General features: G+C 57.9%; 11 protein-coding genes, 1 tRNA gene and 1 pseudogene. 2 read left to right on the top strand and 11 right to left on the bottom strand.

Going from position 1 to position 12,788, the window contains the following annotated elements; translation table 11 throughout:
• Positions 1-206: 206 nt before the first annotated feature.
• From ACOCF6_RS02595 to ACOCF6_RS02545, 11 genes and pseudogenes are all read right to left on the bottom strand, one after another.
• Positions 207-473, bottom strand: coding sequence for an HU family DNA-binding protein (locus ACOCF6_RS02595; protein ID WP_482458825.1), 267 nt, complete (start codon positions 471-473; stop codon positions 207-209).
• Positions 474-581: 108 nt separating this feature from the next.
• A tRNA-Ser gene (locus ACOCF6_RS02590) sits at positions 582-669 on the bottom strand.
• An 83-nt stretch (positions 670-752) separates the two neighbouring features.
• The gene (locus tag ACOCF6_RS02585; RefSeq protein ID WP_482458824.1) at positions 753-1,325 is read right to left on the bottom strand and encodes a DUF7168 domain-containing protein; all 573 of its coding nucleotides are present in this window, start codon (positions 1,323-1,325) and stop codon (positions 753-755) included.
• Positions 1,326-1,340: 15 nt separating this feature from the next.
• Positions 1,341-1,424, bottom strand: a pseudogene (locus ACOCF6_RS02580) (DUF2786 domain-containing protein); the annotation flags it as partial.
• 79 nt (positions 1,425-1,503) lie between these two features.
• Positions 1,504-1,956, bottom strand: coding sequence for a tetratricopeptide repeat protein (locus tag ACOCF6_RS02575; protein ID WP_482458823.1), 453 nt, complete (start codon positions 1,954-1,956; stop codon positions 1,504-1,506).
• A 57-nt stretch (positions 1,957-2,013) separates the two neighbouring features.
• Complete coding sequence (locus tag ACOCF6_RS02570; RefSeq protein WP_482458822.1) at positions 2,014-2,898, bottom strand: zinc dependent phospholipase C family protein; 885 nt, start codon at positions 2,896-2,898, stop codon at positions 2,014-2,016.
• 42 nt (positions 2,899-2,940) lie between these two features.
• Positions 2,941-3,852, bottom strand: a complete 912-nt coding sequence (locus ACOCF6_RS02565) for a DMT family transporter (RefSeq protein ID WP_482458821.1) — start codon at positions 3,850-3,852, stop codon at positions 2,941-2,943.
• Between the two features lie 157 nt (positions 3,853-4,009).
• Positions 4,010-4,630, bottom strand: coding sequence for an HAD family hydrolase (locus ACOCF6_RS02560; RefSeq protein WP_482458820.1), 621 nt, complete (start codon positions 4,628-4,630; stop codon positions 4,010-4,012).
• Entirely contained in the window at positions 4,627-4,968 is a 342-nt protein-coding gene (locus tag ACOCF6_RS02555; RefSeq protein ID WP_482458819.1) for a cupin domain-containing protein, read from the bottom strand. Before ACOCF6_RS02555 ends, ACOCF6_RS02560 begins: the two co-directional genes overlap by 4 nt.
• Before the next feature lie 117 nt (positions 4,969-5,085).
• Complete coding sequence (locus ACOCF6_RS02550; protein ID WP_482458818.1) at positions 5,086-7,086, bottom strand: sensor histidine kinase; 2,001 nt, start codon at positions 7,084-7,086, stop codon at positions 5,086-5,088.
• Between the two features lie 3 nt (positions 7,087-7,089).
• Positions 7,090-8,472: a sigma-54-dependent transcriptional regulator gene (locus tag ACOCF6_RS02545; protein ID WP_482458817.1), complete on the bottom strand. Its 1,383-nt coding sequence runs from the start codon at positions 8,470-8,472 to the stop codon at positions 7,090-7,092.
• Between the two features lie 392 nt (positions 8,473-8,864).
• Between ACOCF6_RS02545 and mobA the strand changes: the two genes are divergently transcribed.
• Together mobA and fdnG are read left to right on the top strand one after the other, a co-directional pair.
• On the top strand, positions 8,865-9,533 hold the full coding sequence (gene mobA / locus ACOCF6_RS02540; RefSeq protein ID WP_482458816.1) for a molybdenum cofactor guanylyltransferase: 669 nt from the start codon (positions 8,865-8,867) through the stop codon (positions 9,531-9,533).
• 72 nt (positions 9,534-9,605) lie between these two features.
• On the top strand, positions 9,606-12,785 hold the full coding sequence (fdnG, locus tag ACOCF6_RS02535; protein WP_482463252.1) for a formate dehydrogenase-N subunit alpha: 3,180 nt from the start codon (positions 9,606-9,608) through the stop codon (positions 12,783-12,785).
• Positions 12,786-12,788: the final 3 nt, after the last annotated feature.

The following is a 12,788-nucleotide window of genomic DNA, read 5'->3' as shown; positions in this document are numbered from 1 at the left end:
CAGCGTGAAGGGGTAGCCGTCATGGACACCCGTCATATTTGGCAGTTGCGTTAAGCGTGACGGGTTAAAAATAAATTCGGGTTTAATGAGGTGTGAACTATTAAGGCAAGGTAGACCGAACAAAACAGAGAAGGCTGCACCATCTAGGCGCAGCCTTCTCAAAAATCTTACATCTGAAATTCAGCTGACGTTTGTCAACCCCAGCCTTACAGCCCTTTCAGATCCTTGCCTGCCGAAAATTTACCGCTTTTTGATGCAGCGATCTGAAGTTCAGCACCTGTCTGCGGATTGCGTCCTTTACGGGCAGCGCGTTCTGAAACACTGAATGTACCGAAGCCGGGGAATGTGATCTTGTCTCCGGCCTTCAACAAGTTGGTGGTGACCGTAATAAATGCCTCGACTGTCTCTGCTGCTACGTTCTTGGGTACGTCCAGTTCTGCTGCTACGGCTGCCACAAATTCTGCTTTTGTCATGTTGTCTCCTTGTTTTTGTAAGGGATGATATCCCCCGCATTATTTGGCTCCGCTTTTCAGCGTGCAACAAAAAGGGTTACAGTTTGTCGCTGTAACCCATTGTTTTAGTGGCGGAGAGGTAGGGATTCGAACCCTAGGTACGTTGCCGTACACCTGATTTCGAGTCAGGCACCATCGACCACTCGGACACCTCTCCACTGGATCCGTTTCAAAGCGGAGTCGCTTTATACCCCATTCCTGCGAGAAATTCAAGACCGCTATTGCTTCCGGACTGCACAATTATTGCAGCAGCCCCTTGCGCTGCGATGCTGCCTGCTCGACACCCTGATGGATTCCGACCTGCCTGCCGTCGTTCTGACCCTTGAAATACGCATCGGAATGGATGTAGCTCCTGCGGCTGTGCATGGTCCGGATATTGCCGATCTCGTTCATGGCCTGCTTGATCAGGGCCTCTTTGATCGGTACCAGAGCGGTGCTGGTAACCGGTGTACAGGCCTTCTGCTCTCCCAAACGCACTGTGATGGTGGATACGGCCCCCAGGTAATATGACTGTCGTCTGAGTTCCCGGTGTCGCGCGGCCAGCGTGTCGTTGGCATGCAGTTTCATGTACACGCTGCAGAGTTTTTTGACGGTTCTGACCAGATAGGTAAAGGTATAGGCGGCAACCTGCGCATCTGCGCCAACGCCGATGAATGTCAGTTTGCCGTTTGCGGGGTGGTGGACGGCCTGGCAATCGAAGGCGCTGCAGACCCCCGCGCTGAGATGCCTGAGCCATTTAGGCAGGCTTTTGGCCGCCTCCAGTTCGATCCTGTCGGCCTTGTCCGGTTTGTGCGACGAGTCGATATCGGCCATGCCCAGGTTGTGCTCGGATAACAGCCGCTGGGCGTGGGCCGCTGCCAGTGCGGCTTCGTGTTCGTTGCTGGAATTAGCCAGGGCCAGGAGCTTCTTGATTTTTTCTATGACGGGTGTGGTTTTAATGGTTTCGCTCTCCTGATTCTGCCCCAGAAAACATCATGGGAATGGCATGGGACTATCTCCGTCCCATACGTTTGAGGAGAATGCCCAGATACTTGTTCAACGGGTTGTCGCGCGAAAGAAACCTGATGACCGGAGGTTTTCTGGTGCCGATGGCATCAAGCTCCCGCTTTATCTCCGGATGACCGCCCAGTGTCATGCCCTGCCTGAAGGACTGGAGTGCTTCGGCTGTTTGTCCTGCAATCAGCTGTACCTTGCCGAAATACAGGTAGTGCAGCGGATTATCCGGGTCGTGTTGCATTGCCGTGTGGCATAGTTGGAAGGCCCGCGTGAGCTGGCCGCGCTCCTTGGCGATGCAGAAACCGAGACGGGAATGCCAGAGCGGGTCGTCCCAGATGGCGAGTGCCCGTTCCAGGCTGGCCAGTGCAGCCAGGACATTGTTCCGCTCAAGTTCCCGCTCTGCCTGATCGAATTCCTTCTGGGCTATTGCAGCCGATTGGGGATCCATTTGAACCTCCTGGATTTCACTGCATGGTATGTCAATCGGATCAATCGTGTAGCAGTTCTACTGACATGCAGTATGCATGCCGGTCAGGAGGTTTTCACCGGGCTGGCAGCGCAGGACGGATGCCAGTGAACCGGCTGTTTCAATCTGTTCAAATAACACAGCTATTCGCCGGACCGCATCATCGGCCAGCTGTTCAAGTGACGTGTTTCGCTCCTCTCCGCTGACCGGATGGCGCCACTGTTCGCTGTCTGCTCCGATACAGCATGCGGACGCATTCGTCAGGGGATAGAACAGATGGCGATGATCCCTGAAGGAGGAACCTTTGATGATGGCCAGAACCCTGACTGCAAGTTTCCAGAAGGCGCTGTCATACATGGCCTGGAAGCGGCCGTGAAGTGCCAGGGCCTTTTCCAGCTCCGGGCGCGGCAGGGTGCTGTCCGGGTCAAAGAGCAGGGTGCAGGCGCTGATGAGGGTGTCGCGGGTGTCAGGTAACAACAGGTCGGCCACGTACCGTACCGGCGGTATGGCACCCGTCCGCAGCAGGCAGACGTCAATGTCGGTCTCGATCCGGTAGTGCTGCCTGATGCCGGCTGTACCAGCGCGGGCAAAAACAAAGGGATGGAAGACGACGTCGACCGCAATATGCGTGATGACACCCAGCAGGCAGGCCAGCAGGGGCGGGGGGAGGCCGTCGGGATAGCGCTCTTCCGTCCGGATCAGCGGCTCAAAACTGTTGCCGGACGTATTGTGGAACGCATGCGCCAGGGCCAGGGCCGCTGCAGCATGGGAGCCGCGGAAGAGGTGCAGCAGCGTGTCGGGCAGGACCGCTCCGCCCAGATAGACCGCCCGGTGGCACCGGATAATCTCCCCCAGACGGCTGTCAGGTCTCAGGCCGGCCAGGGCCCGGTCGGCAATGATCCAGTGGGTCAGCTCTTTAGGCATGTCTGTTCACCCGGGTCAGGATCTGATGTCTATAACGCATGGTCAGGGGTGCCCGGGGACATACTGTCGCACCAGGCGCCGTTCATACAGATAGCGGATCGACAGCGGCAGGAGTGCCGCCAGGAAAATCAGGCCGCATCCCAGCCATTCGAGAGGTTTGAGGTGCTCTCCCAGGACGAAAAGTCCGGCCAGCAGGCTCCAGACCGGGTCCAGGGTGTAGATCAGCCCGGCCCGGGTGGGGGTGACATAGCGCTGGAAGGTGTTCTGCAGGGTAAAGCAGATGACCGTGGGAAAAATGGCGCAGTAGACCACCGACATCCATCCGGTCGCGGAAAAGCTGAAGGACGCGCTCGGGGCCAGCAGGGCCGCTATGCCGGAGATGGCCGCTACCGTGGCAAACTGCACGGTGGAAATCAGGTAGACATCATCGTCCCGCAGGACCTTTGACACGGTGATGATGTGCCCGGCGATGAACAGGGCGCAGATCGTAGACAGCAGGTCGCCGCGGTTGAAGCCGACCCCGCCGCTGGTAGCCAGCAGCCAGATGCCGGCTGCCGCCAGGGCGATGCCGCCCAGATTGGTCTTGCCGATACGATCCTTCCAGACCAGCCGCGTAATGAGCGGGATGAACAGTACAAACAGGTTGTTCAGCACTCCGGCGCGCGAGATGCTGGTGCCCTGGACGCCGAAGACGAAACTGAGGTTGGTCAGTCCCAGGGCCGTACCGACAATGATGCCGCGCTTCAGGATGCCGCGGTTGAGTGCAGGGATCCTCCGGGCGAACACGATCAGCATGATCAGCGTTGCCAGTGTGAAGCGGGTAAAGACAAACAGGGGCGGCGGGATCTCACGCAGACCGATCTTGGTGAAGAGGAAACTGCCGCCCCAGAAAAAGGTGGTCAGTATCAGGAAAAAGTAAATGCGTCCCTGGGTTGGGTGGGCGGTGTTTGTCAAGCTGCAATGCTCCTTAGTAAGCTAGAAAATATTTCTGAGGCATCTTGCAGAAATAATTTCGTTAACGCACTTATCCTGCGTAGCAGGGCTAGTAAGCTAGAAAATATTTCTGAGGCATCTTGCAGAAATAATTTCGTTAACGCACGTATCCTGTTTATCAGGGCGAGGGGTTGATACAGGCTGCGAGTTCCTGCAAGGTTGCCACGCTGACGTCCGACAGCTCCGGCCAGCGGAAGCTGCGGGATGCATCGACATGCACCGTCAGTGCGCCGGCTGAGCGCCCGGCCTGGAGATCGTACTGGTAATCGCCGACCATGACGGTTGTTTCCGGTCCGGTGCCCCAGAGCCGGGCCAGCTGGCGGATGCCGTCCGGGTCCGGTTTGGGTCTGGCTTCATCCCTGCCCAGGACATGCTCGGGGTTGAAAAACCCACCCAGTCCGACCAGCTCCAGTGTGCGCAGGGCGTTTTCTCGGGTGTTGCGGGTCAGAATCCCCAGTTGCACACCACTGTCCCGCAGGAGTTCCAGAAGCGCGTAGGCGCCGGTTGCAGATTGGGTCACGGCGGCCAGTTCCAGTTCGATCTCCTGCAGGCGCTCATGCAGCGGCTGAGCAAGATGCGAGGGCAGAGCCGTCAGGTGGTCAAGGATGTCGCTCCCGTCCGGGATGTCAAGCTCCCGACGGATGGCGGCAAAATCATGAACCGCTAACGTCAGGGTCCCGTCCAGATCGAAGACCCAGTGTGTATAAGCGGCCAGTTTATGTGCCAGTACAGAGTTCATGACGTGCGCTCCGGGGCGAAATGTACCGCCAGCCAGACGGTTTTCACCGTCGGGTCGGTCCAGGACACCCGGTGACGGCAGCCGGCCGGGATCAGCAGATGATCACCGGCAACCAGGCGACGAGGTTCCTGCTCATCTGCGAACAGCAGTTCTGCACTGCCGGCCAGCAGCAGCACCCATTCTGCCTGTTCCTGATTGTACCATTCGCCATCAGGTGTGGTCTGGCCCAGGGAAACAATCCGTTCGATACTGACGGCAGCTGATTCGGCGATGGTATCGAAGACCTCTCCCGTCAGCGCGGAAGGGAGATCGGCCAGTATGTTACGGATTTCAAGCATACTTCAACCTGTGTGATTCCTGATATAGAAGAGTGTCCGATTGCCAAAGGAAAAGGCGGGGAACACCCGCCAGCTGTTACTTGATATTGCCTGAGTAGCAGGTGTAAGTCAACGACGTTACGTTGGCTGTGCAGGCTGTTTCAGGGGAAGCGTGACAGTAAACAGCGAGCCATTACCCGGTTCGCTCCGGACGGTGATCGTGCCGCCGTGGTTTCTGACGATGCCGTAGGAAACGGAGAGGCCGAGACCGGTGCCGGTCTGGCGGGTGGTGAAAAACGGGGTAAAGATGTCCTTGATCTGTTCCGGCGGGATGCCGTTGCCCGTGTCCCCGATCTCCGTCCGGCAGTTTTGGGCATTGGTGTCAATAACGGTCCGGACCGTCAGCATCCCTCCCTGCTCCATGGCTTGTACGGCATTCACGATCAGGTTGGTGAACACCTGGCGGAGCTGGTTTTCGTCGCCATCGATGACGGTTGTTCCCATGCCGTATTCGCGTCTGACATCGATGCCGTCCAGCGGCACATGGTGTCTGACCTGCTGCAGGATCTCCTCCAGTACCTGGTCGAGCGACACCGGCTTGAGGCTTCGGCGCTGATGTCGGGCAAATGAGAGCAGGTTGCCGACGATGCTTTCCACACGGGCCACCTGCTGGGCGATGATCTCGGCCTCCTCACGGTTCAGATGACCGGGCTGCAGATCCATCAGCAGGACCTCGGCATTGCCCCGGATGATTGCCATGGGATTGTTGATCTCATGGGCCACTCCGGCGGCCAGCTCGCCGACCGCAGCCAGTTTTTCGGCCTTGACCAGCTCGCCCTGGGTCTTGAGCAGGAGCTGATTCTTCTCCTCCAGCTCGGCGGTACGTTCCTGGACTTTGACTTCAAGGTTTTTGTTCAGCTGTATGATAGCGTATTCCCGCTGCCTGAGTGCAGCGGTCATGCTGTTGAACTCCTCGGCCAGTTCACCGATTTCATCCCCGGATGACGTCTCGATCCGCAGGTCCCGTTCTCCGGCGGAAAATCTCTGCACCAGCCCTTTCAACTCCCGGATCGGGCGGGAGAGCAGGCTGCCGATATAGCCGGAGACGATCAGGCCGAACAGCGACCCGGCCAGCAGCACGCCACTAAAGAGCAGGCTGACCTTTTTCTTCAGGGCTGTGTGCGGCTGTTCCAGCATGCCGACATACAGTGAACCGATGACCGCGCCGCCCAGGTCAAAGATCGGTTCGTAGGCGGTGAAATACCAGTCATTGACGACAAAGGCCCGATCGACCCATTTTTCCTTATTCAGGTTCACGCGGTTATAGACCTCGGCCGAGAGCCGGGTGCCGATCGCCCTGTTTCCCTCAAGTGTCTGGACGTTGGTGCTGATGCGGGTATCATCCAGGAAGATGGTGGCGGTACCCACGTCCTTGCCCTGGAACTGAACCCCCTCGAAAACGATCTGCTTGATCCTGTCCACGACCGAGTTGTTCCTGTTCAGCAGGACACCGCCGTACAGTGCACCGACAACGGTTCCCTGCCGGTCCCTGACCGGGGCCGAGGCGACCATCAGCATGCCGGACGGCTCACTTTTTTTGGTTCCTGGTTTTGCCCGTTCAGTCGGAATCACGTCAATGACCGCCTGGCGCGCCAGGTTGTTCCCCTCGCGTGACAGCCAGTCCGGGGAAAAAATCTGGCTCCCGGCGGTTACCTCGCCATTAAGCGCTTTGGCGACAAGCAGGTCCTTGTCGAGCAGGTCGCCATAGGCCTGGGGATTCCCGGCCCGGTACAGGACCCGTCCGCGACTGTCCACCATGGTCAGTATGTCCAGCTGTTCATTTATGATCATGTCGGAGAGCAGCGGGGCTATTATCTCGCGGTTTCCGGTGATAACTGCCTCAGCGGCATAGGGCATGCTGGTGGAGAAACGAATCACATCGCGGATATGACTAATTTCGTTGGAGTAGACCTCGCGGGCCGAATTGAGGTCAGTGCGCACCTTTTCCTGGGCCAGCACATTGATGCGGGTGTTGATGATCGATATCCCGGCCAGAGAGCAGAACAGGATGGCGACAAACAGCGGCAGCAGGGAGCCGATCGTCAGTTTCAGGCGTATGGAGAGGCGCGGGAATGGCATTGGTCAGCAGGTTTCGGCACTGCCCTTGGGAATGATCAGGGCATAGTCGGCGATCTTGCGGTCCAGGGTCTTGCGGGTGATGCCCAGGATCTCGGCGCTCCGGCTTTTGTGATAGCTGTTCTTCTTCAGGACCCAGATGATGTGATTGCGCTCAACGCTCTCCAGCGAATCCTTGCCGTCGCCATACGGGCCGGCCGGAGCGCCACCGCTGCCGCGGATTGGCAGAAGGTCGGCGGTTATGTTGTTTGACCTGGCCAGGATGACGGCCCGTTCGATGATGTTTTCCAGCTCCCTGATGTTGCCGGGCCAGTGATAGTCGTGCAACAGCCGCAGGGCGTCAGCGCTTATGCTGTTGACCTGCTTCTTCATCCGGGCGGAAAAGCGGGCCATGAAGTGCCGGGCGAGCGGCTCCAGATCCTCCTTGCGTTCCCGCAGGGGCGGGGGGTGCAGGGTAATGACATTGATGCGGTAGTAGAGATCCTCCCGGAAGCGCCCTTCGGCCACTTCCCGCTCCAACTGCTTGTTGGTGGCGGCCACGATGCGGATATTGCAGCTCCTGACGTCGGTCGCGCCCACGGGGGTGAACTCCCGTTCCTGAATCACCCGCAGCAGTTTGGCCTGCAGGGCCAGGGTCATGTCGCCGATCTCGTCCAGAAAAAGGGTCCCCCCGTCGGCCGCCTCCAGCAGCCCCTTCTGGGTTGCCATGGCACCGGTGAAGGCCCCGCGCATATGGCCGAACAGCTGGCTTTCCAGCAGGGTATCAGTCAGGGCGGCGCAATTGATGGTCAGGTAGCGCTGTTCCCGGCGCGCGCTGTTGTAGTGGATCGCGCGGGCGATCAGCTCCTTGCCGGTGCCCGATTCCCCCTGGATCAGGATGTTGGCTTCACTGGCCGCGACCTGCAGGGTCATGTCATAGACCTCGCGATACTTGCTGCTGGCGAAGATGATCTCGCCGGGGGCGGCGCTGCTGATGAGTTCCTGCTTGAGGCTGCGGTTCTCCATCAGCAGGGTTTCGCGCTCCAGGGCCTTTTCCAGGACCGCCAGCAGTTTTTCCTTGGGAAACGGTTTGGTGATGTAGTCGTAGGCCCCCAGCTTGATCGACTCCACTGCCGAATCGATGCTGCCGAAGGCGGTCATGATCACGACCGGCAGGTCGGGACGCAGGTCGCGGACCCGCCTGAGGATGTCGATGCCGCTGATCCCGGGCAGGTTGATGTCCTGGACCAGCAGGTCGGGGGTGTAGGCCGGGTCGGCCTCCAGGCGATCCAGCAGGGTCTGGCCATCGCCATAGGTGTCCACGGCAAAACCATGCGAATGCAGAATTTTCCTCAGGTAGCGCAGGATCTCTTTTTCATCGTCGCAGATGGCTATTTTTACCTGTCGCACAACCGTATCCTCCCTGGTGATCTCTCAAAAACAGTCTTCCATGCAGGGCTGGAAGGTGTCTCGAAGTCTGTCTCAGAAATGTATCAAAAGTATACATACTTGGAAACAAATATACAAAGGGCCTGAATTCTCACATGACATTGCACAGCTCTGTTGAAACGGAGTGAGAAAAAACGGGCGGTTATACTCTGTAAAAATTTGTTTTAAAATGAACTCGTACTGGCATATTTTGTGCTGAATATAAGCAGAAACTATTTCATTGCAGCTGAATACAACGGATTAATATCGGCTTTCATATGCAATACAATGGTTTATTTTGTGCGGGCAAGTCAATGCAAGATTGTTACGGCGTCTCGGATCACACAAATATGTCAGATTGATTGGAGCAGGACATGACATCCACCACATCAACAGACCAGAATCGCATCATCGCAGTCACCGGCGTTATCCTGGCCGGCGGACACTCATCCCGCATGGGCAGCAACAAGGCCCTGCTGCCGTACCGGGGCGGCAGGTTTGTCGAGGCTATCCACCGTCTGCTGCGTGGTATCTTTTCCGAGGTGATCCTGGTCACCAATAATCCTGAGCAGTACGAATTCCTGCCCTGCAGGAAGGTGCCGGATCTGTACGAAGGGATGGGGGTACTGGCGGGAATCCATTCCGGTCTGTATCACAGCAGCAATCCGGCCATCCTCGCCGTTGCCTGCGATATGCCCTACCTGGTGGAAGGACTGCTCAGGCATCTGGCTGCCCGTGCCGATGCCGGCGGCGTCCTGATCCCGGAAAGTCCAGGCGGCCTGGAGCCGCTCCATGCGGTCTACGGCAAAGGCTGTCTGGCAGCCATCGAGGCGACCCTGCTGAGTGGCCAGAGAAGGATTGTCTCATTCTTTGATCGCACCAATGTCAGCCGTATGAATGTGGAGCAGGTGGCCTGTTACGACCCCTCATTCGATTCCTTCAAAAATATCAACACACCCGGCGATTATTTTGAATTACGCGACAAAGAGCGCGGCCCGGAAGCGTATGCCGATGAAGATCGGCTTGAGAAGGTTTACATCTGACCGTAGTGCATCAGGTGCAGAATCCTAGAGAGAAGTACATATAAAACGTGATTGAAAGGAGGGCTTATGGGAATGTCTGTTTCACGAAGAGACTTCTTCAAGTATTCCGGATCGGGGTTGGCAGCGGCCACATTCGGGCTCAACCTGGCGCCGGTCGAGGCCAGGGCCGAGGATCTGCAGATCCGCTATGCCAAGGAGAGTACCACGATCTGCCCCTACTGTGCCGTTGGTTGTGGCATGATCGTGCACACCCTGGGGGGCAACATCATCAATGTGGAAGGTGACCCGGACCACCCGATCAATGAGGGAGCGCTCTGTCCCAAGGGTTCTTCGGTGTATCAACTGCGCGACAACAAGGCCCGTATCACCAAGCCGATGTATCGCGCCGCTGGAGCAACGGAATGGAAAGAGGTCAGCTGGGACTGGGCCATCGACGAGATTGCCAAAAAGGTCAAGAAGACCCGCGACACCTCCTTCATGGCGACCTCCAAGATCAAGATCAAGGAGAAGGTCGGTGCAGTGGAGGTCGAAAAAGAGATCGAAGCCGTTGTCAACCGTACCATGGGGATGGCTTCGGTCGGCAGCGCCGCCCTTGACAATGAAGAATGCTATCTGTACCAGAAATTTCTAAGGGGGTTAGGCCTGGTGTATATTGAACATCAGGCCCGCATTTGACACAGCGCAACAGTTGCGGCTCTGGCAGAGTCGTTCGGACGCGGTGCAATGACGAACCACTGGATTGACCTGAAGAATGCAGACGTAATACTGATTATGGGAGCCAATCCCGCCGAGAATCACCCGATTTCCTTCCGCTGGATCATGAAGGCAAAAGATGCAGGCGCCAAAGTGATCTGTGTCGATCCGCGCTTTACCCGCAGCGCCTCCAAGGCGGATGTCTACGCGTCCCTGCGCTCGGGCACCGACATCGCCTTCCTGGGGGGGATGATCAACTACATCCTGCAGAACAAACTCCATTTCGAAGAGTATGTCAAAAACTACACCAACGCCTCCTATCTGGTGAACGGCGACTTCCGGATGCCGGGCGAGATGGCCGGGCTCTTTTCCGGCTACGATCCCAAGAAGCGCAGCTACAACGCCAAGGCCTGGGACTTCCAGAAGAACGTCGATGACAGTGTCATGAAGGATCCCACCCTGCAGGATCCCAGCTGCGTATTCCAGCTGATGCGGAAGCACTACAGCCGGTATACGCCGGAGCTGGTTTCCCGGATCACCGGCACACCCAAGGAAAAGCTGCTGGAGGTGTACCAGCTGTATGCCACTACCGGCAAGCCGGACAAGGCCGGTACCTCCATGTATGCCATGGGATGGACCCAGCATACGGTCGGTACCCAGAATATCCGTGCCATGTCGATCATCCAGCTGCTGCTGGGCAACATGGGCATAGCCGGCGGCGGCGTGAATGCCCTGCGCGGCGAGTCCAATGTCCAGGGGTCCACCGACCATGGCCTGCTGTTCCACATTCTGCCCGGCTATCTGCCGGTGCCGTCGGCTGACCTCAAGGATCTGGCTGCCTACACAACCAAGGTCACACCGGTCTCCAAGGATCCCCAGAGCGCCAACTGGAAGCAGAACCAGGGCAAATACTTCGTCAGCTATCTGAAGGCCATCTACGGCGCCAAGGCGACCAAGGAAAACGATTTCGGCTACCAGTGGCTCCCCAAACTGGATCCGGGGATGAACTGCTCCTGGCTGATGATCTTCGACAAGATGATCCGCGGTTCTCTGAAGGGTTTCTTTGCCTGGGGGCAGAACCCGGCCTGTTCCGGCACCAACTCGACCAAGGTGCGCAACGCCATGGCCAAGCTGGAGTGGATGGTGACGGTCAACCTGTTCGACAACGAAACCGCCTCATTCTGGAAGGGGCCGGGCATGGACCCGACCCAGGTCAAGACCGAGGTGTTCCTGCTCCCTGCTGCCGCCTCGTTTGAAAAAGAGGGGAGCCTCTCCAACTCCGGCCGCTGGGCCCAGTGGCGCTATGCCGCGGTCAAGCCGCTGGGGCAGAGCAAGCCGGACGCCGAGATCATCCATGAGCTGTACCAGCGGCTGAAGGAAATGTATGCCAAGGAAGGGGGGGCACTGCCGGAACAGCTGCTCAACCTGACCTGGAATTACGGCTTCAAAAGGGCCGACGGCAGCATTCGTTCCGTAGATCCGCACATGGTGGCCAAGGAGATCAACGGATATTTCCTGGAGGATGTGGAGGATAAACCGCAATCGCCGAAACCGGGCGACAAGCCGCTGCCGGCCAAGAACCCGTGGGATCCCAAGAAACTATTGGGCAAGAAGGGGGAACTGGCGGCCGGTTTTGCCCAGCTGCAGGTCGACGGCAGCACCTCCTGCGGTAACTGGATCTATTGCCAGAGCTACAACGAGAAGGGCAACATGATGGCGCGCCGCGGCAAAAAGGACCCCACCGGACTGGGGCTCTTCCCGGAATGGTCCTGGTGCTGGCCGGTCAACCGCCGCATCATCTACAACCGCGCCGCAGTCGATCTGAACGGCAAACCCTACAACATGAAGAAGGCCGTCATCTACTGGAATCCGACAGCCGTACAGCCTACCGGGGCGCTTGGGGCGTGGGTGGGTGATATTCCGGACGGACCCTGGCCGCCGCTTTCCAATGAAAAAGAGGGCAAACTGCCGTTCATCATGCAGGCAGACGGACTCGGTTCGTTGTTCGGCAAAGGGATGAAGGACGGCCCCTTCCCCGAGCATTACGAACCGGTGGAGTGTCCGGTACCGGAAAACTTCATGTCCAAACAGCTGAGCAATCCGGCAGTGAAAAACTTTTCCGATGCTGGTGTCAAGGAAGATGTCCTGGCCTCCTGTGACGTACGCTTTCCGCTGGTTGCAAGTACCTATCGGGTGACAGAACACTGGCAGACCGGGGTCATGACCCGCAACACCCCCTGGCTAATGGAATTGCAGCCTCGCCAGTTTGTGGAGATCAGTCCGGAACTGGCCAAGGAGAAGAGTATCAGCAATGGCGACATGGTCGAAGTGTCGTCGGTACGGGGCAAAATCGAGGCGGTGGCCATGGTCACTCAGCGCATACGTCCCTTCAAGATCGGTGATCTGATTGTCCATCAGATCGGCCTGCCGTACTGTTTCGGCTGGCATACCCCTGGTGTGGGCGATGCAGCCAATCTGCTGACTCCGACAGCTGGAGACGCCAATACGATGATTCCCGAGACCAAGGCCTTTATGGCCGGCATCCAGAGAAAGGGGTAAGCC

It is taken from the genome of Geobacter psychrophilus (assembly GCF_056821595.1).
Note: the sequence above shows the minus strand (reverse complement) of the source record. Positions and strands in the feature narration are given on the sequence as shown.